This is a genomic window from Mycobacterium sp. ACS1612, assembly GCF_001667505.1.
Lineage (GTDB): Bacteria > Actinomycetota > Actinomycetes > Mycobacteriales > Mycobacteriaceae > Mycobacterium.
On record NZ_LZHZ01000004.1, the window covers coordinates 21,563 to 47,784 of the forward strand.

Below are 26,222 nucleotides of genomic sequence, written 5' to 3' on the forward strand. Positions count from 1 at the left end.
TGTTCTTCGAGATCATGCTCGTCGCGACCGTCGTGGTGATCACGTGGTTCGCGCTGTACTCGCTCTATCGCCTCATCACCGACGAGTCGTGACCTCCGGCGACGACGCCGTCGCCGCGGCGGCCGAACGAGCCAAGAGCACGGCGGCCCGCAACATCCCGGTGTTCGACGATTTGCCGCTGCCGGCGGATACCGCGAACCTGCGGGAAGGCGCCCACTTCAGCGACGCCCTGCTGGCACTGCTTCCGCTGGTCGGGGTGTGGCGCGGCGAGGGCGAGGGCCGCGGCGCCACCGGTGACTACCGGTTCGGCCAACAGATCGTGGTGTCGCACGACGGCGGTGACTACCTGAACTGGGAGGCGCGGTCGTGGCGGCTCAACGACAGCGGTGAATACGAGGCGCCCGGCCTGCGCGAGACCGGCTTCTGGCGCTTCGTGGACGATCCCGCCGATCCGTCGGAGTCCCAGGCCATCGAACTGCTGCTCGCACATTCGGCGGGCTACATCGAACTGTTCTACGGCAGCCCCCGCAACCAGTCGTCGTGGGAACTGGTCACCGATGCGTTGGCTCGCAGCAAGTCGGGAATGCTGGTCGGCGGCGCCAAGAGGCTCTACGGCATCATCGAGGGCGGCGACCTGGCGTATGTCGAAGAACGCGTCGACGCCGACGGCGGGCTGGTACCGCATCTGTCCGCGCGGCTGTCCAGGTTCGTCGGCTAGTGCGGCGGCTTGCGCTGGCCGCGGGGGTTGCCGCGGCAGGACTGCTCGCGGCGTGCTCGTCGAATTCGCCTGCTCCGGAACAAACTTCGCCATCGGTCGCTCCGGCCGGCCACGGCAGTCTCGCGCACTGTCTCAGCGAGCACGGCGTGCCTGCCGCCTCGGGTCCGGTCGCGGGTCCACCGCCCGGCGTCGACCAGAACGCCTGGCACCAGGCGATGCAGGCATGCTCCTCGTTCGCGCCAGGGCCCGCAGGCTAAGCCAGCAGCGGCGCCCTGCCCACATCGGCCAACCACGTCTGCTCGAGGCGGGCCAGGGTGCCGTCGCCGTGCAGCTCCTCGACGGCCCACGAGACGCACCTGGTCAACCCGCTGCCCTTGTCGAGCACGATGCCGAGCTGCTCTACATCGCCTGGGGCACTTGGCAATTGACCCACCATCAGGCCGTGGCGCAATTCGTTTGCGACCGCGAACGCGGTGGGTAGATCGGCCACCAACGCGTCGATCTCACCGGTGCTGAGGGCCATCTTGGCGTCACCGTTGGTGTTGTACACCTCGATCGGGATGTCGCCGTTCACCGACTCCGCCGCCGTGTAGCTGGTGGTGCCGACCTGGACACCCAGCCGCAGCTTCTTCAGCCCGCGCACGGTCGTGACGGTCGCAGCTGGCGACGACTTCACCGTGACGACGCCCTGTGTCACCGTGAAATACGGTGATGAGAAATCGACTGCAGCCCTGCGCTGTTCGGTGATCGAAAACTCGGAGAGGTTGGCGTCGAAGGTCTTGGGGCCCGGTGCCAGCGCCGCATTGAACGGCACCCGCACCCACCGCACCTCGTCGGGCGTGTAGTCCATCTTGGCCGCGACGGCGTAGGCCACCGCCGCTTCGAACCCCTCACCGCTGGCTGGATTGTCGCCCATGTACCACGGCGGGTACACCGGTTGGTCGGTGCCGAAGGTGAAGATGCCGGAGTACAGCGTCTTCAACGCGTCCTTCTTACATTTGTCGGCGGTAGGGGCCGCGGTCTTGTATGAGATCGGAGCACATGCCGTGCTCACCGCGACGAGGGCCGCCACCGCCACTCCGACCACCCGCCGCACGCCATGCATCATCGCGCACCCGAGTCAACTGGTGCCAGTATCAGGCCGGTCAAGGCATGAAGCGGCCCCCGAGCCGTCGTACCTGGTTGGACAAAACCGAGGGGCTCGGGGGCCGGGTGACTGCGGGGAATTCGCCGGCGCGCGCAGGAGACTCCCCGGTGCTGCTAGCTCGCAGCCACCTCACATGTCCGTAAGTCACTCAATTGGTCGGACCACCTCCTTCCTTGTGTACAGGCGACGGTACCTGCGTATCCGCACGGCGACAACCGATTTAGGGATGCGCCGGGGTTTGGAACCAGCGCGCGCGTTGGGCGGCGACGGGTTCGTGCTTGCCTTTCACGGCAAGATGTTCGAGCGGCCCGACGGGTTCGTCGAGGAAGTCGGCGAGGCGTTGGGCGACCACCACCTCCCCGCTGCCCGCGCACCCCTGTAGCCGGGCCGCGGTGTTCACCACGTCGCCAATCGCGGTGAAGTCACTGATGGCGCCGCTTCCGCCGATGTTTCCGACGAATGCCTCGCCGTAGTCGAGGCCGATACCGAGGTCGAGGGCGGGGCCCTCCCGACTTCCGTAGCCGAGACCGGCGAGCAGCAGGCGGGCGTGCTCGAGCATGACCTTCGCCACCGTTCGCCGGTCTGCGTCTTGCGGCTTGAAGGAGCTTCCTGTGACGAAGATCGGCAGATACAGCGCCATCACCTCGTCGCCGATCAACTTGTCGATCAGCGCTTCCGGGAACAGCACGTCCTCGGCGACGGAATACAGGCGTCGCAACAGCGCGGTCGCCTCCTGCGGCGTGATGGATTCGGAACGCGCGGTGAACCCGCGCAGGTCGGCGAACATGACACCCACCTCTGTGGTGATGCCGCCGGGCGGCGCCAATTCGACGCACGTCGCGCACAAGTTCGGATTCTTGCGCGACGGCCGGAAGCCCAGCGGCCGAACGAACCGGCTGCCGAGGCCTGCGAACGGCGCCCCACACATGCCGCATCGCGGGCTGGACGGCAATGCGCGCATTACCCGATGTACCGCCCGTGTGCTTCTGACGGTGGAGAACTCGAAGTAGGCCTGCCATTCGTTCGAGGTCAGAGGCTGGCCCGGTCGCAAACCGGCGTGCTTCATCAGCCGACGCAACGCCATGCGTTGATACCGAGTCAGCCGTTCATCTGCGGGCTGCTCCCCCACTCACTAAGCATGTCGCATCCACCGTTCAATATTCAGCGATCGGACACGATTGCCGCGTCGACCAGTTCGGCGAGATCGGCCGCCATCGGCGCAGGGGGTAGCAGCTTGCCGTCGAGGGTGTGCACCCGGGCGGCGAGCGTGATGCTCGACACCAACCAAACCCCTTGCGCCTCAAAGAGATCCGGCGGGGTCAGGTTGCGGTAGTCGCAGTCGTAGCCCTTGCTGCGGGCCACCTCGAACAGCGCCTGCTGCGTGGTACCACGCAAAATCGGATACCACGGCGGCGGTGTCAGAAGCGCTGGGGCGCCGTCGAGTTCCGTCGCGATCACCACCGTCGAGCGCGGCCCCTCCAGCACGTTGCCGTCCGAGCTGACGAAGATCACGTCGCCCGCGCCGTGCCGCTCGGCGTGCCGCAGCGCGGCCATGTTCACCGCGTACGACAAGGTCTTCGCGCCAGCCAACAACCACGGCATCTCGGACGCGCAGTCCGACGGCAGGCCGCGCGCCAGCGTCATGGCGGAAACCCCCTTGCGACGGGCGTCGGCGACCCGCGCGGGCAGCTGCCCGATCGTCGCATATGCGGTGCATGATGTCGCCGACCCAGCGGCTCCGGTCGGCGGCGATCCGCTCTCCCTGCCCCTGCTGTACACCAGCCGCAGCACGCCTTCGTCGCCGCCATCGGCGATCCACCGCTCGACGCCGGCCGCCACGGCGGCCCGCCACTGCGGCAGCTCGGGTTCGGGCAGATCGGTCATCCGCGCCGACTGCGTCAACCGGGCGAGGTGCGCCTCCAGCAGGCATGGCCTGCCGTCGCGCACCAACAGCGTCTCGAAGACACCGTCACCGCGGACGGCGGCCAGGTCGTCTGCGAAGAGCAGGGGTGCCGCGGGGTCGTGCAGTTCGCCGTCGAGGGTGACGACGACTCCGGGTGCGCTGGCCATGGCGTAGAAGCGTAGCCCTCGTAGAGTTGAGGACATGTCCGCAGTTCCCGCCCCAGAGACCGGACCGGATGCGGGGGCCGTGTGGCACTACGGCGATCCGCTCGGTGAGCAGCGCGCGGCCGCCGAGGCCGCCATCGTCGTCGACCGCTCGCACCGCGCGGTCCTGACGCTCACCGGCGCCGACCGCAAGACCTGGCTGCACAGCATCTCGTCTCAGCACGTCAGCGAGCTTCCCGACGGCGCGGTCACCGAGAATCTGAGCCTCGACGGGCAGGGCCGTGTCGAAGATCACTGGGTTCAGACTGAGCTCGATGGCGTCACATATCTGGACACCGAACCGTGGCGCGGCGAACCGCTGCTGGCCTACCTCCGCAAAATGGTGTTCTGGTCCGACGTCGCCGTGGAACCCGCCGACTTGGCGGTGTTGTCACTGCTCGGCCCCCGGCTGGCCGACCAACAGGTGCTCGACGCTCTCGGGGTGGCCGCGCTACCCGCCGAAGGCACGGCCGTAGCGCTGCCCGGCGGCGGATTCCTGCGCAGAATGCCAGGTGACCGCTTGGAACTGGACCTCGCGGTGCCCAGCGAGCAGGCCGGTCAGCGACGGCAGCGACTCGTCGATGCGGGCGTGCGCGCCGCCGGCGTGTGGGCTTATGAAGCGCATCGCGTCGCGGCGCTGCGGCCCCGCCTCGGCGTCGACACCGACGAGCGGACCATCCCGCACGAGGTCGGCTGGATCGGCACCGCCGTGCACCTGGACAAGGGCTGCTACCGAGGCCAGGAAACCGTCGCCCGGGTCCATAACCTGGGTAAACCGCCCCGGATGTTGGTGCTCGTGCATCTCGACGGTTCCGCCGATCGGCCCGCGACCGGCGACCCGCTGCTGGCCGGCGGCCGGCCGGTCGGCCGAGTGGGCACCGTGGTCGACCACGTCGACGAAGGTGCCGTCGCCCTGGCCCTGGTCAAGCGCGGGCTGCCGGCGGATACCCCGTTGACCACCGGCGGCGAGGCGGCCGTCGCGGCCGTCATCGACCCCGACTCGGTGCCACCCGCCGACGCGGTGGGCGCCGGCCGGCTCGCCGTGGAACAGCTACGCGGCCGAGCGCGTTGACGCAATCGCCTGTTTCGCGGCTCGGCCGTGACCGGGCCTGCCAGCGCACAACAGCCGGGCACGGTAAAGTGTTGGCAGGACAATAAAGACACACAGATCGGAGCCGCCTGATATTGGGCCGCTCCGTTATTGCGCGAGGGGGTACCCCCATGGGCCGCGGCCGGGCTAAGGCAAAGCAGACCAAGGTTGCTCGTGAGCTTAAATACAGCTCACCGCAGACGGATTTCGAACGGCTACAGCGCGAGCTGGCAGGTTCCGACGACTCCGGCGATCTCAACGGCGCCGACACCGAGACCGACGATTGGGCCGCCGAGGACGACTGGCGGCGCTAACCCCTCTAGAAGCGCGGGTGCTGGCCCACCAGGCTGGCACGGGGACTGTCCTTGCTGCCCTTCTTGACGGTGCCCAAGGTCCAGCAGTCCAGATGCCTGGCGGTGAGTACGGCCAGCGCGCGGTCGGTGTCCTCCGGCGCGACGACGGCCACCATGCCGACACCCATGTTGAACGTCTTCTCCATCTCCACCCGCTCGACGCGGCCACGCTGCGCGATCATCCCGAAGACGGGCGCGGGCGTCCACGTGCCGCGGTCGATCTCGGCGACCAGCCCGGGCGGGATGACCCGTTCCAAGTTCCCAGCCAACCCGCCGCCGGTGACATGGCAGAAGGTGCGCACCTGGGTCTCGGCGGCAAGCGCCAAGCAGTCCTTGGCGTAGATGCGGGTGGGCTCCAGCAGTTCTTCCCCGAGTGTGCGGCCGAACTCCTCGACATGCCCGGCCAGGTTCATCCGGTCGATGTCGAGCAGCACCTTGCGCGCCAGCGAGTACCCGTTGGAATGCAGCCCGGTCGACGCCATCGCGATGATCACATCGCCCGGTTTGACCCGCTCGGGCCCGAGCACGTCGTCGGCCTCCACCACGCCGACGCCGGTGGCCGAGATGTCGTAGTGGTCGGGCGCCATCAGCCCCGGATGCTCGGCGGTCTCGCCGCCGAGCAGCGCGCAGCCCGCCATCACGCAGCCGTTGGCGATGCCTGACACCAATTCGCTGACCCGCTCGGGCACGGTCCGGCCGACGGCGATGTAGTCCTGCAGGAACAGGGGTTCGGCCCCGCACACCACCAGGTCGTCGACCACCATCGCGACCAGGTCGATACCGACCGTGTCGTGCTTGTCCATGGCCTGCGCGACAGCCAGCTTGGTGCCGACACCGTCGGTCGACGACGCCAGCAGCGGCTCGCGATAGCCGCCGCGTAATGCGAACAACCCGGCGAATCCGCCCAGTCCGCCTCGAACTTCAGGCCTGGTGGCCTTCTTGGCCAGCGGCTTGAACAGTTCGACGGCGCGGTCACCGGCTTCGATGTCCACACCAGCCGATGCGTAGGAGATGCCGTGTTGTTCGGCTTGATCCGTCATCGATAGCAAGGCTACCGTCGTTGCCCACCGCTGGGTAACCGGTCGAACCGCAGCGGTTCTGCCACATCGACCGCCATGAACGCGCCCGGTGTGGGAATGTGACCGACCATGAAAACAGTTCGCTGGTTTGCGCTCCTCGGCACGGCGATCATGCCCGCCGCCACGGCCATGGCGGCGACGGCGTCCGCCACGGCGCCGATCATGACCGACGCGGTGACCATCTCCCAGGCGACGGTCGACGGCGTCGACTACATCACCCGCGAGATCACGATCCAACCCGGCGGCAGCACCGGCTGGCACTACCACGACGGCCGGGTGTTCGGCGTCGTCCGCGAGGGCACGCTGACCCGCACCATGGGCGACTGTTCTGTCATCGCGTCTCCGCAAGGCTCGGCGGTCACCGAGGAAAGCGGACCCAACGCGGCACACAACGGCCGCAACCTCGGTCCCGGTGTGGTGAAACTCTGGGTTGATTACATCCAGCCCGCGGGTACTCCGCTGGCTGTGGAAGTGCCCGATCCCGGCTGCGGATAGGGCCAGATCGGGGGGTGACGACATCCGCTGCTTGGTGACGGGCGCGACCGGCTACATCGGCGGCCGGCTGACGCCGCGACTACTCGACAACGGCCATGCCGTGCGCGCGATGGCCCGCAACCCCGACAAACTCGGCGGCGCCGAATGGCGTGAACGTGTCGACGTCGTCCGCGGGGATCTCGGCGAACCGGACTCGCTGACCGCGGCGTTCGACGGGGTGGACGTCGTCTACTACCTGGTGCACTCGATGGGCACCGCCAAGGATTTCGTCGCCGAAGAGGCACGCGCGGCACGCAATGTGGCGGCTGCCGCCAAGCAGGCGGGCGTGCGCCGGTTGGTGTATCTGGGCGGCCTGCACCCAGTAGGCGCCGACCTGTCGCCGCATCTGCGGTCGCGAACCGCGGTCGGTGATGTCCTGGTGGATTCCGGTGTGGAAACCGTTGTGCTGCAAGCAGGAATAGTGGTCGGTTCCGGTTCGGCCTCGTTCGAGATGATCCGGCACCTGACCAACCGGCTGCCCGCGATGACGGCGCCGAAATGGGTGCACAACAAGATCCAGCCGATCGCGATCGACGATGTGCTGCACTACCTGACCGAAGCGGCGACGGCGCGTGTCCCGTCCTCGCGGGCGTGGGACATCGGCGGACCGGACGTGATGGAGTACGGCGACGCGCTGCAGACCTATGCCGAAGTGGCCGGGCTGCGCAGGCGGTTGATCGTGGCACTGCCGTTCCTGACCCCTACGATCGCGAGCCTCTGGATCGGGCTTGTCACACCGATGCCGCCCGGCCTTGCGCGTCCGCTGATCGAATCGCTGGAATGCGATGCGGTGATGGGTAATTCAGACATCGACGACGTCATCGCGCCGCCGCCGACCGGCCTGACCGGCTACCGCGACGCGGTCGCGCGCGCCTTGCAGGAGGGTCCGCTGCCGAGTGATCCGAGTTGGGCAGGCCCGCGCTAGGGCCTGCGCAGCGCTGACGCATTGTCGTTGTCGGCCTGCACCGGGATGCCCGTGCGTGCCGCAGTGGTGAGCATCTGCTCGATCACGTTCTTGCCCAACGCCGCTTCGCCGGGCAGTTCGATCGGGTAGTTGCCGTCGAAGCAGGCCGAACACAGCCGCGATGCCGGCTGCTCGGTGGCCGCGATCATGCCGGCCTGCGAGATGTAGCCCAGCGTGTCGGCACCGATGGCGTGCCGCACTGCCTCGGTCATATCGGCCTCGTTCGCCTCCATGCTCTTCGCGTTGGCGATCAACTCCGCCGGCGTTGCGAAGTCGATGCCGTAGAAGCACGGCCACTTCACCGGCGGGGAGGCGATCCGCACATGCACCTCGATGGCCCCCGCCTCGCGCAACATTCGGACCAGCGCTCGCTGCGTGTTGCCGCGCACGATCGAATCGTCGACGACGATCAGCCGCTTGCCGCGGATGACTTCCTTGAGCGGGTTGAGCTTCAGACGAATGCCCAACTGCCGGATGGTCTGCGACGGCTGGATGAAAGTCCGTCCCACATAGGCGTTTTTCATCAGGCCCTGCCCGTAGGGGATGCCCGACTCCTGCGCGTAACCGACCGCTGCAGGTGTGCCGGACTCGGGCACACCGATCACCAGGTCGGCGTCGATGGGATGCTCACGAGCCAGCGCCCTGCCGATGTCGACGCGGGTCTTGTGCACCGACCGGCCCGCAAGCGTGCTGTCCGGCCGGGCCAGATACACGTACTCGAAAACGCAGCCCTTCGGTTCGGGATTCGCGAAGCGGGTGGAGCGCACGCCGTCGGCGTCGATGGCCAGCAGTTCGCCCGGCTCGATGTCGCGGACGAACGACGCACCGACGATGTCGAGTGCCGCGGTCTCGGAGGCGACCACCCAGCCGCGGTCCAGCCGGCCGAGCGACAACGGCCGCACCCCGTACGGGTCGCGCGCCGCATATAGGGTGTTCTCATCCATGAACGTCAGGCAGAACGCGCCGCGCACAGTCGGCAGCAGTTCCAACGCCGCCTGCTCGAGCGTGGAGTCGGCGGCGCCGTGGGCCAGCAGCGCGCCCAGAATGTCGGAGTCGGTGGTCGCGGCGGGAGCGCCGCGGGTGCCTAACAGACCGGCTTCGCGGGCGCGGGCGGCCAACTCGGTGGCGTTGACCAGGTTGCCGTTGTGGCCGAGCGCGACGCCGGTGCCTGCAGCGGTGTTGCGGAACACCGGCTGGGCGTTCTCCCAGGTGGTGGAGCCGGTGGTGGAGTACCGGCAGTGGCCGATGGCGACGTGGCCTTCCATCGCGGCCAGCGTCTGCTCATCGAAGACCTGGCTGACCAGACCGAGATCCTTGAACACCAGCACCTGCGAACCGTCGGCGACAGCGATGCCTGCCGCTTCCTGGCCGCGGTGCTGAAGCGCGTACAGGCCGTAGTAGGTGAGTTTGGCGACTTCTTCGCCCGGCGCCCAGACGCCGAATACGCCACACTCTTCGCGGGGTTCTGGATCGGTCTGCGGGCCGGTCACGATATGGCTGCTCCCAGGGCGGGGGGGTAGACGCACCCAGTCTACGGCTACCACCGAGTAATCACGGAATCGCGACGCGGTGTCGCGTGACACACCAACAAACTGTCTAGCTCAGACATTTCCGTCGACGCCGACCAGCGGCAACCAGTGGGCTATCTCACACGCACGCGATCCGGACAACTGCAGGCCGCCCGTCGCGGCGGCGCCTTCCACGTCGAGCAGGCCCGTGGCCAGCAACAGCCACGTGCGCGGATCCGCCTCGACGACGTTCGGTGGGTTCCCGCGGCGGTGCGCAGGCCCCGAAATACATTGCACCGCAACAAAAGGAGGCACCCGGACCTCGACGCTGGCGCCCGGCGCGACGGCCGCAAGGGTGCGGGCGGTCAACCGCACCGCCTCGCCCAGTTCGGTGCGGCCAGGTTCGGGCCTGCCTGCGTCTTTCAACCACTCGAGAACTGCGGAAACGGCGGCGCGGGTCTTCGCCGGATCGGCACTGCGGCGGGCGGCCATACCTTAGATTCTCAAAGTGCTCGTCGACCGCCACCGACCGCCCTACAAAACGGCTGGCGCGGTCTTCCTGGCGATCGCGGTGGCCGTCGCGGTTTTCATCTTTCTCGCCTTTCGCGGCGCGCTCACCGACAACATCCAGTTGACCCTGCTGTCACCCCGGGCAGGCCTCGTCGTCGAACGGGGATCGAAGGTGACCTACAACGGCGTGCAGATCGGCCGGGTGGCGCGGATCGCGATGGATGACCAGAAGGCCAAACTCACGCTCGACGTCAACCGTCGCTACGTGCAGTTCATCCCGGCCAACGTCGCCGCCGAGATCAAGGCCACCACGGTGTTCGGCAACAAGTACATCTCCCTGAGTTCTCCGAAAAGCCCGACGCCGCAACGGATTACCTCCATCGACGTGATCGACGCCTCGGCCGTCACGACAGAGTTCAACACGCTGTTCGAGACGGTCTCCGCGATCGCCGAGCAGGTGGACCCCATCAAGCTGAACCAGACGCTGGCCGCGGCCGCCGAGGCGCTGACCGGCCTTGGCGATCAATTCGGCGAATCGCTGGAGAACGGCAATCAGATCCTCGGCCAGCTGAATCCGCAGATGCCGCAGATCGCCGCCGACAACCGCGGGCTGGCCGACCTGGCAGACATCTACGCCGACGCGTCGCCCGACCTGTGGGACGGCCTCGGGCACGCGCTGCGGACCGCGCAGACTTTCAACGAGTACCGCGCCGACATCGATGAGGTGTTGATGGCCGCGGTCGGGTTTGCCGACGACGCCGCGGACAGCCTCGAGCGTGGCGGGCCGTATCTGGTCCGCGGCGCCGCCGACCTGGTTCCGACGACGCGACTTCTCGACGATTACCGGGGCATGATCTTCTGCACTATTCGCAAGTTCTCGGTCGTCCAGAAGCAGGTCGCCAAGGCGCTGGGCGGCAACGGCTATTCGCTGGCCTCCTCGTCGGGCACGGTTGGCGGCGGCGGCAACCCGTACGTCTATCCCGACAACCTGCCGCGGACCAAGGCCCGCGGCGGGCCGGAAGGCAGGCCGGGCTGCTGGCAGGACATCTCGCGGGACCTGTGGCCCGCCCCGTACCTGGTGATGGACACCGGTGCATCGATCGCACCGTACAACCATTTCGAACTCGGCCAACCGATCCTGATCGACTACGTGTGGGGTCGACAAGTCGGCGAGAACACGATCAACCCGTGAGCGTTGACATGAACTTCCCTTGCGGTTCTACGTTGGCCACCATCCAGCCGGACGGCAACATAGATCGCCGCGACGCCTGGATCAAGAACCAACCAAGGCGGGCCGCCGACGTCAGTCGACAGGAAACCCGAACAGCTTGACGACACCGTGATCGCGGCCCGCCGTGTAGCCACCGTCGACGGCGATCGCCTGCCCGGTCACGAACGACGCATCAAGGGATACAAGGAAAGCCGCCATTGCGGCCACCTCGTCCGGTTGGCCGCGGCGCCCAAGCGCGTGCTCTTCTGTGATCGAACGCAGCGGGCCCTCCATGCCGTCGAGGCCCAACACGCTGTCGAGCATCGGGGTGTCGATGAAGCCGGGGCAGATGGCATTCGCCCGGATTCCGCTGGGGCCGTAGTCGAGCGCAATGTTCTTGGTCAGCAACACGACACCGCCCTTTGCGGCGTTGTACGCACTGCCGCCCGCCGTGCCTTCGAGGCCCTCGATGCTGGCGAGCGTCACCACCGATCCGCGTTCCCCGCCGACGCGCGGTTGTTCGATCATCCGGGCCACCGCCGCCTTGACCACCAGAAACGTCCCGGTGAGGTTTATCCGTATCACCCGCTCCCACTCGTCGCGAGGCAGCAGGTGGATCGGCCCGCCGCCCGCGACACCCGCGCAGTGCACCACTCCGTCGAGTCGCGCAGGCACAGCGGCGAACACGGCACCGACGGCGTCTTCGTCAGTGATGTCGGCCGCCACGAAGCCGAAGCGATCACCGAGATCGTCTGGCGGGTCGGCAATGTCGGTTCCGACGACGGTGCCACCCTCGGCCAGCAGCTGCCTGACAGTCGCAAGGCCGATACCTGACGAGGCGCCGGTGACGACAAATGTGCGCGAACGTGCGCGCTCAACGCTGACCATTGGGCGACCCTAGCCGCCTCGCGCGGCGTTGTACGCCGAGTGCGGTCAACCCGGCGGCCTCGTTGATCGCCAGGTGCAGCAGTATCGGCGCGATCACGCTGCCCGATCTCGCGTGCAGCCAACCGAATACCCAGCCCGCTGCGCCGGTCGCCAGCACGGTGCCCGCGACCGGTTGCCCGGTGACGCGGGCGTCGACGATGTGCCACAGACCGAACGCCGCGGCCTGCAGCAGCCTGCCGCGGGTCGGGCCGAATGCCGCTTCGGCGACGGTGCCCAGCGTGGCCCGGTAGGCGGCCTCCTCCGGCCACACTGTGCCGACCGGGATGCTCAGCAGCAGCCAGCGGGCGGTTCGCTCGGGCAATTCGCGTTCGGCCATCGCGTCGCGCACCGGCGGCAGCGCCGACACGGCGGCGATGCCCAGCGCCGCGACCGCGCCCGCCGCGAGGCCGTGCCGGATACCCGACCACACGGTGGGCGGGCGAAACCCCAGCGGGGACCGCGTGATTGCGACCAGGCCGGTGCCCAGCGACGCGTTCGGGACCGGGTGCCAGCGCACCCGAGGCGCGGCGAAGCTCCAGCCGACCAGTGCCGCGGCAAGACCGAGAGCGCGAGTCTTGCTTGGCCGCATCAGTATTCGGGCCCGTCTTCGGACTCGGTCTTCTGCAGCGCGATGCGGATGCGTTCGGTGTCGTCCTGGGTCCAGCCGTCCGGCGGGGCGACGGCGGCCCAACCGTCGAGCACGAAGTCGCCGTAGTTGTGGCCGTGCCCACCTGGCACCGACGACGCATTCGTCATGTCGGCCGCGACTTGCCAGAAGGTGATGATGGGATACCAGCGCATCGACGCGGTCCGGTCCCGGCCCGGCGGCTCCCTCAGCCAGTCGGGCCGGGTGAACAGCAGATTCTCCGACCACCACACGATCGGGTCCGACGGATGCTGCAGGAACAGCACCCGGGTGCCCTCCCACGGCGCCATCGTGTCGTCATGGATCTCGTTGGCGTCGTTGCCTTGTGAGAACCGCACCGTGCGGCCGTTGTCGTAGCGCGGTTCGACCTCGGTGGTGCCGGGGTCGCGGCGGGCGATGAGGCCGCTCCAGATCGGGCTCGCGTTGGGCGGGCCCACCCACAGCACCGAGGAGAAGCCCATCCGGGAGATGTCGGGCAGCCACCCGAATGCGCCCTGCCCGGCCATCGATCCGAGGCTTTCGCCGTAGAGCACCAGCTTCGGCCTGCGGTCGGCGGGCAACTGCATCCACCGTTGATGGATGGCGTCGATCATCATCCGTCCGGAGCGCATCGATTTGTCTTTGTCGCCGAGGAACGAGATCCAGCTGGGCAGAAAGGAATATTGCGATCCGACCAGCGCGGTGTCGCCGTTGTACATCATCTCGAGCGACCGGGCGGCCACCGGGTTGATCCATCCGGTGCCGGTGGTCGGGATGATGACGAGCAGCTTGCGGTCGAAGGCGCCAGTGCGTTCGAGTTCGCTCAGCAGCACCGCCATTCGGCTCTCGTCGTCCTCGGCGGTGTTCAGCCCGACGTACACCCGGACGGGTTCCTTGGCGGGCCTGCCGTTCAACCGGGTCAGCTCGTCGGCGTGCGGGCCCGTCGCGACGAAGTTGCGGCCCTGGTAGCCGAGCGTGTCCCACGGCGCGTATGACGCTGGGCTGCCTGATCTTTCGGGCTGCACCGGCTGCACGATGCCCTCGCGGGTGGTGCTGTTCTGCGGCTGAAATACCCGGTTCGCGCCGGCCAGGAAACCACGCACCAGGACGCCGTTGATGAGCGTCACGGCCAGTACCACCACGATGGCGGTGCCGATGAACAGCGCCATCTCGTCGTGCAGATGCCACCGTCGAATCAAGTACCGGGCCATGGTTTTGATCACGTCGAGCAGCACCCGCGCCACTGCGACGCACACCGCGCCGACAACCAGCGCGATGATCAGGGTGCGCATGTATCCCAGCGTGTTCGGGCCCTCCATGCCCATCACCGCCGAGACCTGACGCTGCCAGGCCGCCGCGGGGATCATCATCAACACGCACGCCGCCACGGATCCGACGACGACCACCGTTTTCAACGCGTACAGCAGCCGCTTCGACGGTGGCCACCAGTCCCTGCGGCGTAACACGAAGCGCCGCACCATTCTTTCCAGGAACGCGCCGATGCCGTAACCGATCGCGGCGGTGAGCCCACCGATCAGCCCCTGGAACAGCCAGTCACGCGGCAGCAGCGACGGGGTCAACGAGAGGCAGAAGAACAGTGCGCCGACGGCCACCCCGGTGAAGTCGAGGTGGACCAGGCTCCACGCCCAGACGAGTAGCGGATGTCGTTCTTTGGCCGCCCCGGTCACCCGAAGGTCACCCGAACAACCCGGGGAGCACGCCCTCCGACGTGCTGCGCAGGTCCTCCAACGAAACCGTGAACAAGCCTTGGACTTCGATCGAATCGCTGCCCTCGTCGACGACACCGATCCGCGTCGCTGGCAGCCCGCGTGCCTCGCACATCGCACGCAACCGGCTCTCCTCGGTGCGCGGCACCGCAACGAGCACCCGGCCCGCGGACTCGCTGAACAGGAACGTGAACGGGCCCGTGCCTTCTTGGAAGCCTTCGGGAATCACGATGCGACAACCGGTTTCGCCAGCCAGCGCCGCCTCGACGACGGTCTGCATCAGCCCGCCTTCGGAAAGGTCGTGCGCGGCGGACACCAGCCCGTCGCGCGACGCGGCGGCAAGCACCTCGGCCAGCAGCTTTTCCCGGGCCAGGTCGACCTTCGGTGGCAGACCGCCGAGATGATCTGCGGTGACCTGCGCCCAGATCGAGCCGTCGAACTCGTCGCGGGTGTCGCCGAGCAGGAGCAGGGTCTCACCGGGTTCGGTGCCCAGCCCCGTCGGGATGCGTCGCTTGACGTCGTCGATCACGCCGAGCACCCCGACCACTGGCGTCGGCAGGATCGGCGTGGTTCCGGTCTGGTTGTAGAAGCTGACGTTACCGCCCGTGACGGGAATGCCAAGTGCTGCACAACCATCCGCCAACCCGCGGACGGCCCGGCTGAACTGCCACATCACCGCCGGGTCTTCGGGGGAACCGAAGTTGAGGCAGTTGGTCACCGCGACCGGCTTGGCTCCGGTGACCGCGACGTTGCGATACGCCTCGGCCAGCGCGAGTTGCGCGCCGGTGTACGGGTCGAGTTGGGTGTAGCGGCCTGACGCGTCGGTGGACACCGCGATGCCGCGACCGGTGGTCTCGTCGACGCGCAACACGCCGCCGTCGGCGTGTTCGGCGAGCACGGTGTTGCCCCGCACGTAGCGGTCGTACTGCTCGGTGATGAACGCCCGGCTGCACAGGTGCGGACTGCCAAGCAGCGCAAGGAGAGTGGCCTTCAGGTCCTCGCCGGTCTTGGGCCGGGGCAGATGGGCCGAGGTGTCGGCGTTGAGCGCGTCCTGGCTGTCCGGACGCCGCACGGGCCGTTCGTAAACCGGGCCCTCGTGGGCGACCGTGCGCGGTGGCACGTCGACCACCGTCTCGCCGTGCCAGGTGATCTGGAGCCGATCGCCGTCGGTGACCTCGCCGATGACGGTGGCCAGCACCTCCCACTTGCGGCACACGGCCATGAACTTGTCCACGTTTTCCGGGGTGACGACCGCGCACATCCGCTCCTGCGACTCGCTGGACAGGATCTCGGCGGGCGTCATGTTCGCGGCGCGCAGCGGCACGGCGTCGAGTTCTATCTTCATTCCGCCGTCGCCAGCCGACGCGAGTTCGGATGTGGCACAAGACAATCCGGCGCCGCCGAGGTCCTGGATGCCGACGACGAGGTCGGCAGCATACAGCTCGAGGCAGCATTCGATGAGCACCTTCTCCATGAAGGGGTCGCCCACCTGAACGCTCGGCAGCTTCTTGCGGCCCGGGGCACCGCTCTCGTCACCGCCGAAGGTTTCGGATGCCAGCACCGAAACACCGCCGATGCCATCGAGACCGGTGCGCGCACCGAACAGGATGATCTTGTTGCCGGTACCGGACGCGAACGCCAGGTGCAGGTCCTCCTTGCGCAGCACGCCGACGCACAGCGCGTTCACCAATGGGTTGCCCGCGTAGGAGGCGTCGAACACCGTTTCACCGCCGATGTTGGGCAGTCCCAGCGAGTTTCCGTAGCCGCCGATGCCACGCACCACACCGTCGACCACCCGGCGGGTGTCGGGTGCATCGGCGGCGCCGAAGCGCAGTTGATCCATCACAGCCACCGGTCGCGCGCCCATCGCCATGATGTCGCGGACGATGCCGCCGACACCGGTGGCGGCGCCCTGATACGGCTCGATGTAGGAGGGATGGTTGTGCGACTCCACCTTGAACGTGGCCGCCCAGCCGTCGCCGATGTCGACCACACCAGCGTTCTCGCCGATGCCGGCGAGCATCACCTCCCGCATCTTTTCGGTGGTGGTCTCACCGAAGTAGCGCAGATGCACCTTCGACGACTTGTACGAGCAATGCTCGCTCCACATCACCGAGTACATCGCCAGCTCGGCGTCGGTGGGCCTGCGGCCAAGGATTTCGCGTATCCGCTGATACTCGTCCTCCTTGAGGCCGAGTTCGCGGAACGGCTGCGGGTGCTCGGGAGTGGCGGCGGCGTGTTCGACAGTGTCTAAAGTGCTTGAGGCGTTCGTGAGCTCCGACGTCACGCGGTCAGTTTAGTTCCCCCGGTCGCTCGCTCTCCCCAACCTCCGGTGTGGGCCTAGCCCGCCGAACCTAGTTTGACCCTCATCCTCGCGGGTATCGCGACGCTCATGGGTCAAACCGTTGCCGATTTCCTGCTTGCCCGTCTGCGCGAATGGGGGGTCGAGCAGGTCTTCGGCTATCCGGGCGACGGCATCAACGGGATCGTCGCCGCATTCGGCGACGCCGACAACCGGCCGCGGTTCGTGCAGGCACGCCACGAGGAGATGGCGGCGTTCGCGGCCACTGGTTATGCCAAGTTCTCCGGCAACGTCGGCGTCTGCCTCGCCACGTCGGGACCCGGCGCGATTCACCTACTCAACGGGCTCTACGACGCCAAGCTCGACCACACCCCTGTGGTGGCCATCGTCGGTCAGACGGCGCGCAGCGCGATGGGCGGCAGCTATCAGCAGGAAGTCGACCTGCAGACCCTGTTCAAGGACGTGGCCAGCGACTACCTGGTGGAAGTCAACGTCGCCAGCCAGCTGCCCAACGCCATCGACAGGGCGATCCGGACCGCGCGCGCCCGCAGGGCGCCCACCGCTGTGGTGATCCCCTCGGATCTGCAGGAGGAGCCGTACGAACCGCCCGCGCACGCGTTCAAGCAGGTGCCGTCGAGCGGTCCGCACGACGTCGAACCGCTGGCTTCCGCCGATCCCGTCGCGATCTCGCTCGCGGCCGACATCCTCAACGCGGGTTCGCGGGTGGCCATCCTCGTCGGGCAGGGCGCCCGCGGGGCGGCCACCGAGATCCACGAAGTTGCCGAACGCACCGGCGCGGGCGTTGCCAAGGCGCTGCTGGGCAAGGACGTGCTCACCGATGACCTGCCGTACGTCACGGGAGCGATCGGCCTGCTCGGAACCAGGGCGAGCTACGAGCTGATGCGCGACTGCGACACGCTGCTGATCGTCGGCTCCAACTTCCCCTACAGCCAGTTCCTGCCCGAGTACGGCAAGGCAAGAGCCGTGCAGATCGACATCGACGGCGCCAACATCGGCATGCGATACCCCACCGAGGTCAATATCGTGGCGGACGCGAAAACCGCTCTGGCCGAACTAGTTCCGTTGCTGAACCGGAAGACCGAGCGGTCCTGGCGGGACACCGTCGAGGGTAACGTCGCGCGCTGGTGGCAGACCGTTGAACGCCAGGTGATGCTGTCGGCCAAGCCGGTGAATCCGATGCGGGTGGTGTGGGAGCTGTCGAACCGGCTGCCCGCCGACGCGATCGTGACCGGCGACTCCGGTTCGTCGACCAACTGGTACGCGAGGTGCCTGCGGTTCGGGCCGGGGATGCGGGGCTCGCTGTCGGGGACATTGGCCACCATGGGTCCGGCGGTGCCGTACGCGATCGGCGCCAAGTACGCCCACCCGGACCGCCCGGTGGTCGCTCTGGTGGGCGACGGCGCGATGCAGATGAACGGGCTGGCCGAACTGCTCACCGTCCGCAGGTACTGCCAGCAGTGGTCGGATCCGCGGCTGGTGGTGTGCGTCTTCCACAACAACGACCTGTCGCACGTCACGTGGGAGCTGCGGGCGATGGGCGGCGCACCCAAGTTCGAGGAGTCGCAGGCACTGCCCGAGGTGTCCTACGCCGACGTGGCACGTGCGATGGGCCTGACCGCGATCGCTGTTGATGACCCGGACGAGCTCGGCGCGGCGTGGGACCACGCGCTGTCCGCGAGTGAGCCCGTCGTGCTCGACGTGCGCACGGATCCGGAGGTGCCGCCCATCCCGCCGCACGCCACCTACGACGAGATGAAGTCGATGGCTGAGGCGATCTTGAAGGGCGATCCGAACGGCTGGCATGTGGTGGGCGAACTCGCGAAGAACAAGGCGGCCGAACTGGTCACGCGTGTCGGTTTGTCTCCGAAAAGCGGTGGGTAGGCGTTCAATACGCCATTCGATGAAGGAAGGTGACGTATGAGCACCGCAAGCGAAACCGGCCAGGTGACCGGCACCAAGGACAAGAACTACAACCTGCTTTGGTACACCGAGCAGTGCCTGGAAAACGCGCTGAGGCTCGAGACCTACATCGGCGACGCCGAGCGCGAGGGTGACAACGAGGTGGTCGAGTTGTTCCGGAAGGCACAGGCTGACAGCAAGAAGGGTGCGGAAGAAGGCAAACGCCTCCTCGCGCAGCGCATCAAGTAATAGCCAGTCTGCGCTCGGCAAACGGCGGGTGATAGTGCCTCGTGAGCGACACTGGCGAACCCCGCGGTAAGCCGAACAGCGTCTGCTGCGCCCTGCAGAATCATCTGTCGGGCGCCGAGTGCGACTGCCGGCCGGTCGCTCAGTCAGCCGACGACGTCACACAGAACGCGTTGCCCTCCGGGTCGGCCAGCACCACCCACGAGACGGGGCCCAGGCTGTGCCGTCCGGTCTCTTCGGCGCCGAGGTCGACCAGCCGCTTCACTTCCGCCTCGACATCGGCGGCGGTGAAGTCCAGGTGGATCTTGTTCTTCCCCGGCGTCGGGTCCGCGACTTTCTGGAACAGCAACTTGGGTCCCGGCTGGCGTTCGACGGCGACGTATTCGCCTGCGACATAAGGGGTCAACTGTCCGCCGGCGGCCTGCGCCCACCATTGGGCTGCCCTGTCAGGGTCGGTGGTGTCGAACGTGATGGATTCCACGGAGAGTGCCATGGCGCCACCCTAGGTCAGGCCGGTGACAAAAAGGCGCCGAGCGCCGCGGCGTAGGCGGCGACGTCGGCGGCGCCCATCAGTTCCCGCGCCGAGTGCATGGCCAGTTGCGGCGCACCGACGTCGACGGTGGGAATGCCCGTGCGCGCGGCCGTCATCGGGCCGATCGTCGACCCGCACGGCAGGTCGGCCCGATGCTCATAACGCTGTAGCGGGACGCCTGCCTGGGCGCACGCCATCGCGAACGCCGCGGCGGTTCGGCCGTCGGTGGCGTAGCGCAGGTTCGGCTGCACCTTGAGCACCGGGCCACCGTTCACCTCGATCAGATGCCCGGGCTCGTGACGCTCGGGGTAGTTCGGATGCGTTGCGTGCGCCATGTCCCCGGAGGCCACCATCGACGTCGAGACCCTGCGCAGGTAGTCCTCGCGGACACCGCCTGCGGCCAGCGTGATGCGCTCCAGCACCGTCGGCAGCAGTTCAGACTGCGCGCCGTGGTCCGACTGGGAGCCGACCTCTTCGTGGTCGAAGAGGGCGAGCACCGGAAGGACCTCGCCCGGGCTGGCGGTGAGGAACGCCTCGAGTCCGGCGTAGCAGGTGGCCTGGTTGTCCAGCCGCGGCGCGCTGACCAGTTCCTGGTTCGCGCCGACCAGCCGCGACGGGTTGAGGTCGTGTGTCATCAGGTCGTAGCCGAGCACGTCGGCTTCCGGGACGCCCGCGTGCTCGGCGACGTACCGGAGAAACGACCCGGTGCCGGTGCCAACGCCCCATACCGCGTTGACGTGCCGCTGCGGATCCAGCGACACCGCCTTGCGGTCCTCGGCCAGGTGAATGGCCAGCTGTGGCACCCGCAGGATCGGCTCGTCGATGCGGACCAGCCAGTGGTCAACCGTGTTGCCGACCCGGATCGACAGCCGACCGCTGATGCCGAGGTCGCGGTCCAGCCACGAGTTCAGCCACGCCCCGCCGTAGGGCTGCAGCGCCACGATCTGCCAGCCGGAGACGAACCGGTCGGGATGTTGTTTGACCCGAAGGTTGGGGCTGTCGGTGTGGGCGCCGACGATGCGAAACGGCGTCGCGGCGTCGTCGCCGGTGATCCAGGCGACCAGCGAGCCTGCCCGCACGGTGAAGAAGCGTCCCGAGGCGGGCCATGCGTCGGCTTCGGACAACTCGGTGAACCCGGCGTCGGTCAGCCGCTGCGCGGCCGTCGCACACACGTGGAACGGCGAGGGTGACGCGTCGATGAACTCACACAGCCCCTTGGCACTCGCCGACATGGTTAACCATCATGGCCGATGATCTTGACGATAAGGTCAGACGGTGCCCGAGCCACTGCCACAACCGGTAACGGCGCCGCTGACACCGGCCGCCATCTTCCTGGTGGTCACCATCGACGAAGGCGGCGAGGCCGCTGTGCACGACGCGCTGCCCGACATCGCGGGGTTGGTGCGCGCCGTCGGCTTCCGCGACCCGGACAAGAAGTTGTCGGTGATCACCTCCATCGGCTCCGACGCGTGGGACCGGCTGTTCTCCGGTCCGCGGCCTGCAGAGCTGACCCGATTCATCGAACTGGACGGCGGCCGCCACAGGGCTCCCGCGACGCCCGGCGATCTGCTGTTCCACATCAGGGCGAACTCGATGGACATGTGCTTCGAGTTGGCGGGTCGGATTGTCAAGGCGCTGGGCGCGGTGACGGTCGTCGACGAGACGCATGGTTTCCGCTTTTTCGACAACCGCGATCTGCTCGGGTTCGTCGACGGCACCGAAAACCCGGACGGGCCGCTTGCGGTGTCGGCCACCGAGATCGGCGACGAGGATGCCGATTTCGCGGGCGGCTGCTACGTCCACGTGCAGAAGTACCTGCACGACATGTCGGCGTGGGATGCGCTGTCGGTCACCGAGCAGGAACTGGTGATCGGCCGCAGCAAGCTCGAGGACATCGAGATGGACGACGATGTGAAGCCGGCCAACTCGCACATCGCGCTGAACGTCATCGAGGACGAGGACGGCAACGAACTCAAGATCGTCAGGCACAACATGCCGTTCGGCGAGATCGGCAAGGGCGAGTACGGCACCTATTTCATCGGCTATTCACGTACCGCCGCGGTGACCGAACGGATGCTGCGCAACATGTTCATCGGTGATCCGCCGGGAAACAGCGATCACATCCTCGAGTTCTCGACCGCCGTCACGGGCGGCAAGTTCTTCACGCCGATCGTCGATTTTCTCAATGACCCACCACCGCTTCCGGATTCGGAGCCAGAAGAGCAACCAGAAGTCACTGTTGTGCCCGTCGCCACCAACGGGTCGCTGGCGATCGGCAGCCTGAAAGGAACCCGTCAATGAACAACCTGTATCGCGAGCTGGCTCCGATCACCGATGGCGCGTGGGAACAGATCGAAGAAGAGGCCACGCGAACGTTCAAGCGACACATCGCCGGTCGACGGGTGGTGGACGTCAGCGGGCCGGGTGGCCCGGTGACCGCGGGCATCAGCACCGGCCACCTGCTCGACGTCGCGTCGCCGGGCGACGGCGTGGTGGCGCATCTGCGGGAGGCCAAGCCGCTGGTACGACTGCGGGTGCCGTTCACGGTGTCGCGCATCGCGATCGACGACGTCGAGCGGGGTTCGCAGGACTCGGATTGGGATCCGGTCAAGGACGCCGCCAAGAAGTTGGCTTTCGTCGAGGATCGGGCGATTTTCGAAGGGTATGCGGCGGCGTCCATCGACGGCATCCGGGCCTGCAGCTCGAACACCGCGCTGGCGCTTCCGCAGAACGCCAACGAGATTCCTGACGCGATCGCACAGGCGCTGTCGGAGCTACGTCTGGCGGGCGTCGACGGCCCATATTCGGTGCTGCTGTCGGCCGAGGTGTACACCAAGGTCAGCGAGACGACCGAACACGGCTATCCGATCCGCGAGCACCTCAACCGGCTCGTCGACGGCGACATCATCTGGGCACCTGCGATCGACGGCGCGTTCGTGCTGTCGACGCGCGGCGGTGATTTCGATCTGCAGCTGGGCACCGACGTGTCGATCGGATACTCCTCGCACACCGCCGACAACGTCGAGCTGTACCTGGAGGAGACGCTGACGTTCCTCTGCTACACCGCCGAGGCCTCGGTCGCGCTGACGCCGTAGCGTTTCCTACAGCGCCGAGTGGGCGTCGAGTTCGTCGACCAGTTCGTTCGTCTGCAGATCGAGCCGCTGCGGGCGGGTGGCCCGTACCGCGTCCGTCGTGACCTTCATGACCAGATCCGCCGGATCGAGGCCGTGCGCTCGCGCCCCTGCGATCGCCGTGTCGACGGCTTCCTGTTCTCCGATGTCGCGGCCACCGGCGTAGACCTTCGTCGTGTGGGCGTAGGCGGTGGTGCCGTTCGAGGGCCGATGGAAGGAGACCGTTCGCACGGTGGTGGGCTCTTCGGGTGGGCCGGTGAAAGCGCCGGTGGTGTCGAACTGGTTCACCACGGCCACCGCCGCACCGTTGTCGGAGATCAGCTCGACATGCAGTTCGGTGATACCTGTCGCAACCAGGGAAGGTCCGTTCACGGTGACCGTCGACCCGCCGACCACCGCCCGTCGCAGCAGCGAGTAGCTGCGGAATATCGGGTTCGGCGCGATATTGGCGTTGAACTCGGTGTGCAGCGCCAGCGTCGACTGAGCGACGACCGTGTGCGCGGCGTGGGAGTAGTGGACGGTGGCCGAGTAGCCCCACGTGTTGACGGTGTCGGTCAGGATGATCATGGCGGCCCCTTCTGCCCTGCGATCAGCTGCAACTGCAGGATGACAAATTCGGAGGGCTTGAGTGGGGCGAAACCGACGACGACGTTGACGACGCCGTTCTCGATTTCGTCGTCTGTCGTGGTTTGCCTGCCGCAGTTGACGAAATAGGCGACGTTCGGCACCACGCCCTGAAACGCACCCTGCCGGAACAGGTTGTGCATGAACGCGCTGACCGTGAGCCGGATCTGCGCCCAGAGTGATTCGTCGTTGGGTTCGAGCACCACCCATTGCAGCGCGCGTTGCAGGCTTTCCTCGATGAACAACGCGGTGCGCCGAACGGCAATGTATTTGAATTCGTCGGCGTGGAGGTCGGCGCCGCGCATGGTGCGTGCTCCCCACACCACCGGGCCGACCGTCGGGAAGGTGCGAATCACGTTGATGCCGTGCTGATTCAGCGGGCCTGCCTGGGCGTCGGAAAGATTCTCGGACAGCCCCACCACACCGGCAAGTGAGGCGTCGGTGCCTGCCGGGGCCTTCCAGACGCCGCGGGCTGCGTCGGTGCGCGCGATCACTCCAGCTACTGCGCCGCATGCGGCGAACGGCTCGATCTGGCTGCCCCGCAATGGATTCTTTTGCAGCAGCCGCGGATAGAAGATCGCGGCATTGCGTGCGGCCGTTTCGGTGGATTCGAATTCGGAGAGCCGATCGGTCAGGTCGGCGCGGATCCAGTCGGCCGGCGCGTCGACGAGGAGGAACGCACGACGTTCGACGCAGTAGTCGAGGATGTCCCGGTACACCGGCGGCGGCACCGAGTTGTCGAGGGTATTGGCCGACACGCAAACGAGGTTGACGAGGTCGACGTGCGCGAGCTGATGCTTGCCGGTTCGTGCCGCTCGATCGCCGGCATAGGCGGCGAGGTCCAGAGGCGCGCCGGGGTGCCCGACGTCGTTGGGCTGCACGTGATCCCATGCCGCGGTGCCGGTGTCGTCGAGCGATTCGTCGGGCCGCTCGACCAATGCGTCGGGATCCGCGATCCGCACCCATGCCGACTCCCGCGCCAACACTCGGTCGACGCGCCGGGCACTGTCTTTGACCGTCAGGTTGAGGAACTTCTCCTGCGCTCCGCCCGGCCGGGTCCTGACGCGCAAGCTGAACAGGTCGTCCGGCGCCACCGCGAGGGCGGTTGCCACCGCAGCATCGCCGTCATGTTTGACCTGAGCTTCAAGGCTGTTCGCCCAATCTCCTGGTGAGGCGGCGACCAGCGTGACGGGGTGGACCGTTCCCGCCTTGAGGACGGCGGCCGCTTTGCCGGCGGGTGGGTTCTTGTAGAGCCGAACGATGACCGCGTGCGATCCGCCGTTGGCGAAGAAGTCGCGGACCGCGAAACCCATCGGGTAGTTCAGGTCGAGGGGACCGAACTGGTCGATGAAGTCGGTGAGATCGAAGACGCTGACCGGCTTGTCCGTGGGGCCCATCCTCGCCTGACCGAGAAAGGCCGTAATCGACGTCGCAACACCGGCGATGGGGTGCCCTGCTGGGAACTCCTCGATAAAGACACCCGGGTGGGAGACTTCGTCCGGCATCTGACTGATATTCGTCGCCTGCGCCGAGATTCGCAGGCGTTCTGTCAGAGCTGCATCTGAGTGAGCCGCGTGCGAGCTCGGCCGTCGGCCAGCTCGTCGCGGTGTTCGGGATGTGTCCAATAGAACAGGATCAACTCCCGCAACGCGGAGCCGTTTGGGGTGTACCAGTCGGTGGGAAGCTCTCGGGTTCGTCCGTCTGCGGTCGTGATGTAGGTGGCCCGGGCCGATTTGCGCGCGGTCTGTGGTCTGTCCGTAACGTCTGTCACTTCGTCCCATGACCGGTCTGCCGACGACATGGTGTTTCCGAGCTCGAGACCATCGACAGTGAGGTGGACATAGCTCGTCCCACGTCGCCTGATTATCTGCCGCAGGCTGAAGACACCCACCAGAACTGCCGCAGCACAGGCCAACACGAAGTACCTCTCATCGCCGCGCGGTGCGCGGATGGCGATCATGTCGAGTGGAGCGAAAATGGCATAGCACGCCATCGCACCGAAGGCCCCGAACGTCGCAGCCATCAGAAGGCGGTCTAGTCTTCGGTCCGGGCGAATCATGGTTCCGCCATCGGCGAGCTGAACTCGCGGTTTCACCTTGCGCGACGCGACGATCGCCAGCATCACTAGGAAGCACAGACTGAAGACCGCGAACCCCAGTGCCACGACAGCCGACAGAAACTCCGCACGCGTGACGAAGATGAACCCCCACGCGAGACAGACAAGACCGAAAGGGCCGAGGACGATCCACAAGAATGCGGTGGCGATGGTCACCGCGCCCCAATGAGCGCGATGAGTCGCTCGAGTGCGCGACCGTCGGTGAGTTCACCACGCGATTCCGGGTTCTTCCAGTAGAACCGGACCAACTCCCGTACTGCAGAACCATCTGGTGTCATCGCGCCTGCTGCGATGGTGTGCGCGCTTTTGTCGGACATGACGAACACGACAGCGTCGCCCGCTGATCGTGCCTGTTGCGTAGGAACCTGATCACTGATTTCCTCGACCTGCGCCCAGTCACCGGACGCCGATCGCAATCCTTCTGACAACTCGAAACCTTGCGTGCTTAGCCGCAGATACTTCGTGGTGCCGCCGCGACTTATGTTCCGCCACAACATCGGTGCACCGATCACCACGATCAGCGCGGCCATGAACGGAATCGCGTAACGCAGCCCAGATGGAATTGGGATGTCCAGCTTCCCGAGCGGCACGAGCACCGCGACAAGTCCGCCAGCTACGACGCCGCCAATGAGCGACACCTGGACGGGTATGTCGATTCCGGGGTCTGGCCGAAAGGTGGTTCCGTCATCATCGACGTTCACGCGTGGGGTCTGCTTGCCTCGGACAACCTTCGCCAGCGGCGTGATCAAGCCGTAGCAGAACACGCTGCCACCGAGCGCCGCGAGGGCCGACGGGTACTCACCGCGGACCACACTGCGCACCGTCAAGCACGCAGCAATAGTTCCGATACAGC

General features: G+C 67.0%; 26 protein-coding genes. 10 read left to right on the plus strand and 16 right to left on the minus strand.

The genetic code is table 11. The features are described from left to right. The first annotated feature begins 88 nt into the window (after positions 1 to 88). Entirely contained in the window at positions 89 to 718 is a 630-nt protein-coding gene (locus A5724_RS01330; RefSeq protein WP_067794974.1) for an FABP family protein, read from the plus strand. Between the two features lie 253 nt (positions 719 to 971). Here A5724_RS01330 and A5724_RS01340 read toward each other — a convergent pair whose 3' ends face one another. The 3 genes from A5724_RS01340 to A5724_RS01350 all read right to left on the minus strand — a co-directional run bounded on the left by A5724_RS01340 (position 972) and on the right by A5724_RS01350 (position 3,935). Next, positions 972 to 1,814, minus strand: a complete 843-nt coding sequence (locus A5724_RS01340; protein WP_232004660.1) for an ABC transporter substrate-binding protein — start codon at positions 1,812 to 1,814, stop codon at positions 972 to 974. Positions 1,815 to 2,085: 271 nt separating this feature from the next. Beyond that, a complete protein-coding gene (locus A5724_RS01345; protein ID WP_232004661.1) occupies positions 2,086 to 2,994 on the minus strand; it encodes an adenylate/guanylate cyclase domain-containing protein in 909 nt (302 codons plus the stop codon). A 32-nt stretch (positions 2,995 to 3,026) separates the two neighbouring features. Continuing rightward, on the minus strand, positions 3,027 to 3,935 hold the full coding sequence (locus A5724_RS01350) for an aminodeoxychorismate lyase (protein WP_067794983.1): 909 nt from the start codon (positions 3,933 to 3,935) through the stop codon (positions 3,027 to 3,029). A 34-nt stretch (positions 3,936 to 3,969) separates the two neighbouring features. On the opposite strand from A5724_RS01350, the gene A5724_RS01355 reads away from it, so the two are divergent. Together A5724_RS01355 and A5724_RS01360 are read left to right on the plus strand one after the other, a co-directional pair. After that, positions 3,970 to 5,043 (plus strand): folate-binding protein YgfZ, encoded by a 1,074-nt coding sequence (locus tag A5724_RS01355; RefSeq protein ID WP_067794986.1) that lies wholly within the window; start codon positions 3,970 to 3,972, stop codon positions 5,041 to 5,043. A gap of 149 nt (positions 5,044 to 5,192) precedes the next feature. Continuing rightward, positions 5,193 to 5,375: a DUF3073 domain-containing protein gene (locus A5724_RS01360; RefSeq protein WP_067794991.1), complete on the plus strand. Its 183-nt coding sequence runs from the start codon at positions 5,193 to 5,195 to the stop codon at positions 5,373 to 5,375. Between the two features lie 5 nt (positions 5,376 to 5,380). Here A5724_RS01360 and purM read toward each other — a convergent pair whose 3' ends face one another. Then, positions 5,381 to 6,454 (minus strand): phosphoribosylformylglycinamidine cyclo-ligase, encoded by a 1,074-nt coding sequence (purM, locus tag A5724_RS01365; RefSeq protein ID WP_067795656.1) that lies wholly within the window; start codon positions 6,452 to 6,454, stop codon positions 5,381 to 5,383. 108 nt (positions 6,455 to 6,562) lie between these two features. Between purM and A5724_RS01370 the strand changes: the two genes are divergently transcribed. After that, complete coding sequence (locus A5724_RS01370) at positions 6,563 to 6,988, plus strand: cupin domain-containing protein (RefSeq protein ID WP_067794993.1); 426 nt, start codon at positions 6,563 to 6,565, stop codon at positions 6,986 to 6,988. 34 nt (positions 6,989 to 7,022) lie between these two features. Next, positions 7,023 to 7,952: an NAD(P)H-binding protein gene (locus A5724_RS01375; protein ID WP_197518510.1), complete on the plus strand. Its 930-nt coding sequence runs from the start codon at positions 7,023 to 7,025 to the stop codon at positions 7,950 to 7,952. Here A5724_RS01375 and purF read toward each other — a convergent pair. Beyond that, entirely contained in the window at positions 7,949 to 9,481 is a 1,533-nt protein-coding gene (gene purF / locus A5724_RS01380) for an amidophosphoribosyltransferase (RefSeq protein WP_067794996.1), read from the minus strand. The two genes, A5724_RS01375 and purF, sit on opposite strands and share 4 nt — an antisense overlap. A gap of 111 nt (positions 9,482 to 9,592) precedes the next feature. Next, positions 9,593 to 9,991 (minus strand): sterol carrier family protein, encoded by a 399-nt coding sequence (locus A5724_RS01385; RefSeq protein ID WP_067794999.1) that lies wholly within the window; start codon positions 9,989 to 9,991, stop codon positions 9,593 to 9,595. Between the two features lie 16 nt (positions 9,992 to 10,007). Between A5724_RS01385 and A5724_RS01390 the strand changes: the two genes are divergently transcribed. Continuing rightward, positions 10,008 to 11,201, plus strand: coding sequence for an MCE family protein (locus A5724_RS01390; protein WP_067795002.1), 1,194 nt, complete (start codon positions 10,008 to 10,010; stop codon positions 11,199 to 11,201). Positions 11,202 to 11,312: 111 nt separating this feature from the next. Here the strand turns inward: A5724_RS01390 and A5724_RS01395 are convergent, their stop codons facing one another. Genes A5724_RS01395 through purL form a run of 4 tightly spaced genes read right to left on the minus strand, consistent with a single transcriptional unit; the run spans position 11,313 to position 16,785 of the window. Continuing rightward, positions 11,313 to 12,107, minus strand: a complete 795-nt coding sequence (locus tag A5724_RS01395) for an SDR family NAD(P)-dependent oxidoreductase (RefSeq protein ID WP_067795005.1) — start codon at positions 12,105 to 12,107, stop codon at positions 11,313 to 11,315. After that, positions 12,094 to 12,735, minus strand: a complete 642-nt coding sequence (locus A5724_RS01400; protein ID WP_067795006.1) for a CPBP family intramembrane glutamic endopeptidase — start codon at positions 12,733 to 12,735, stop codon at positions 12,094 to 12,096. The genes A5724_RS01395 and A5724_RS01400 overlap by 14 nt, the downstream gene beginning before the upstream one ends. Continuing rightward, positions 12,735 to 14,459, minus strand: coding sequence for an alpha/beta-hydrolase family protein (locus A5724_RS01405; RefSeq protein WP_067795009.1), 1,725 nt, complete (start codon positions 14,457 to 14,459; stop codon positions 12,735 to 12,737). Before A5724_RS01405 ends, A5724_RS01400 begins: the two co-directional genes overlap by 1 nt. A 7-nt stretch (positions 14,460 to 14,466) precedes the next feature. Beyond that, positions 14,467 to 16,785: a phosphoribosylformylglycinamidine synthase subunit PurL gene (gene purL, locus A5724_RS01410; RefSeq protein ID WP_067795012.1), complete on the minus strand. Its 2,319-nt coding sequence runs from the start codon at positions 16,783 to 16,785 to the stop codon at positions 14,467 to 14,469. 105 nt (positions 16,786 to 16,890) lie between these two features. Here purL and A5724_RS01415 point away from each other — a divergent pair, with 105 nt between their 5' ends. Next, positions 16,891 to 18,702: a thiamine pyrophosphate-requiring protein gene (locus A5724_RS01415; protein WP_067795015.1), complete on the plus strand. Its 1,812-nt coding sequence runs from the start codon at positions 16,891 to 16,893 to the stop codon at positions 18,700 to 18,702. Between the two features lie 36 nt (positions 18,703 to 18,738). Beyond that, positions 18,739 to 18,969: a hypothetical protein gene (locus A5724_RS01420; RefSeq protein ID WP_067795018.1), complete on the plus strand. Its 231-nt coding sequence runs from the start codon at positions 18,739 to 18,741 to the stop codon at positions 18,967 to 18,969. A 139-nt stretch (positions 18,970 to 19,108) separates the two neighbouring features. On the opposite strand, the gene A5724_RS01425 is transcribed toward A5724_RS01420, so the two are convergent. Beyond that, positions 19,109 to 19,459 carry a VOC family protein gene (locus A5724_RS01425; protein ID WP_067795021.1) on the minus strand — a complete coding sequence of 117 codons (351 nt, stop codon included), beginning with the start codon at positions 19,457 to 19,459 and terminating at the stop codon, positions 19,109 to 19,111. A gap of 14 nt (positions 19,460 to 19,473) precedes the next feature. Continuing rightward, positions 19,474 to 20,730: a M18 family aminopeptidase gene (locus tag A5724_RS01430; RefSeq protein ID WP_067795024.1), complete on the minus strand. Its 1,257-nt coding sequence runs from the start codon at positions 20,728 to 20,730 to the stop codon at positions 19,474 to 19,476. 43 nt (positions 20,731 to 20,773) lie between these two features. Between A5724_RS01430 and A5724_RS01435 the strand changes: the two genes are divergently transcribed. Then, positions 20,774 to 21,799, plus strand: a complete 1,026-nt coding sequence (locus tag A5724_RS01435) for a Dyp-type peroxidase (protein WP_067795027.1) — start codon at positions 20,774 to 20,776, stop codon at positions 21,797 to 21,799. Then, positions 21,796 to 22,593 (plus strand): family 1 encapsulin nanocompartment shell protein, encoded by a 798-nt coding sequence (locus A5724_RS01440; protein WP_067795031.1) that lies wholly within the window; start codon positions 21,796 to 21,798, stop codon positions 22,591 to 22,593. Before A5724_RS01435 ends, A5724_RS01440 begins: the two co-directional genes overlap by 4 nt. A gap of 6 nt (positions 22,594 to 22,599) precedes the next feature. Here the strand turns inward: A5724_RS01440 and A5724_RS01445 are convergent, their stop codons facing one another. The 4 genes from A5724_RS01445 to A5724_RS01460 are packed head-to-tail and all read right to left on the minus strand — an operon-like array spanning position 22,600 to position 26,196. Further along, complete coding sequence (locus tag A5724_RS01445; protein ID WP_067795034.1) at positions 22,600 to 23,196, minus strand: hypothetical protein; 597 nt, start codon at positions 23,194 to 23,196, stop codon at positions 22,600 to 22,602. Next, positions 23,193 to 24,758: a phage tail sheath subtilisin-like domain-containing protein gene (locus tag A5724_RS01450; RefSeq protein WP_067795037.1), complete on the minus strand. Its 1,566-nt coding sequence runs from the start codon at positions 24,756 to 24,758 to the stop codon at positions 23,193 to 23,195. Before A5724_RS01450 ends, A5724_RS01445 begins: the two co-directional genes overlap by 4 nt. A 44-nt stretch (positions 24,759 to 24,802) precedes the next feature. Then, the gene (locus tag A5724_RS01455; protein WP_067795041.1) at positions 24,803 to 25,525 is read right to left on the minus strand and encodes a hypothetical protein; all 723 of its coding nucleotides are present in this window, start codon (positions 25,523 to 25,525) and stop codon (positions 24,803 to 24,805) included. Beyond that, complete coding sequence (locus A5724_RS01460; protein ID WP_156752081.1) at positions 25,522 to 26,196, minus strand: hypothetical protein; 675 nt, start codon at positions 26,194 to 26,196, stop codon at positions 25,522 to 25,524. The genes A5724_RS01455 and A5724_RS01460 overlap by 4 nt, the downstream gene beginning before the upstream one ends. Positions 26,197 to 26,222 lie beyond the last annotated feature (26 nt).

Excerpts from the sequence above, each read along its gene's own strand:
- A5724_RS01415 (WP_067795015.1), top strand. The coding sequence starts at position 16,891 with ATGGGTCAAACCGTTGCCGATTTCCTGCTTGCCCGTCTGCGCGAATGG.
- A5724_RS01445 (WP_067795034.1), bottom strand. The coding sequence starts at position 23,196 with ATGATCATCCTGACCGACACCGTCAACACGTGGGGCTACTCGGCCACC.
- A5724_RS01370 (WP_067794993.1), top strand. The coding sequence starts at position 6,563 with ATGAAAACAGTTCGCTGGTTTGCGCTCCTCGGCACGGCGATCATGCCC.
- A5724_RS01400 (WP_067795006.1), bottom strand. The coding sequence starts at position 12,735 with ATGCGGCCAAGCAAGACTCGCGCTCTCGGTCTTGCCGCGGCACTGGTC.
- A5724_RS01420 (WP_067795018.1), top strand. The coding sequence starts at position 18,739 with ATGAGCACCGCAAGCGAAACCGGCCAGGTGACCGGCACCAAGGACAAG.
- purM (WP_067795656.1), bottom strand. The coding sequence starts at position 6,454 with ATGACGGATCAAGCCGAACAACACGGCATCTCCTACGCATCGGCTGGT.
- A5724_RS01355 (WP_067794986.1), top strand. The coding sequence starts at position 3,970 with ATGTCCGCAGTTCCCGCCCCAGAGACCGGACCGGATGCGGGGGCCGTG.
- A5724_RS01360 (WP_067794991.1), top strand. The coding sequence starts at position 5,193 with ATGGGCCGCGGCCGGGCTAAGGCAAAGCAGACCAAGGTTGCTCGTGAG.
- A5724_RS01425 (WP_067795021.1), bottom strand. The coding sequence starts at position 19,459 with ATGGCACTCTCCGTGGAATCCATCACGTTCGACACCACCGACCCTGAC.
- A5724_RS01395 (WP_067795005.1), bottom strand. The coding sequence starts at position 12,107 with ATGGTCAGCGTTGAGCGCGCACGTTCGCGCACATTTGTCGTCACCGGC.
- A5724_RS01385 (WP_067794999.1), bottom strand. The coding sequence starts at position 9,991 with ATGGCCGCCCGCCGCAGTGCCGATCCGGCGAAGACCCGCGCCGCCGTT.
- A5724_RS01440 (WP_067795031.1), top strand. The coding sequence starts at position 21,796 with ATGAACAACCTGTATCGCGAGCTGGCTCCGATCACCGATGGCGCGTGG.
- A5724_RS01350 (WP_067794983.1), bottom strand. The coding sequence starts at position 3,935 with ATGGCCAGCGCACCCGGAGTCGTCGTCACCCTCGACGGCGAACTGCAC.
- A5724_RS01430 (WP_067795024.1), bottom strand. The coding sequence starts at position 20,730 with ATGTCGGCGAGTGCCAAGGGGCTGTGTGAGTTCATCGACGCGTCACCC.
- A5724_RS01450 (WP_067795037.1), bottom strand. The coding sequence starts at position 24,758 with ATGCCGGACGAAGTCTCCCACCCGGGTGTCTTTATCGAGGAGTTCCCA.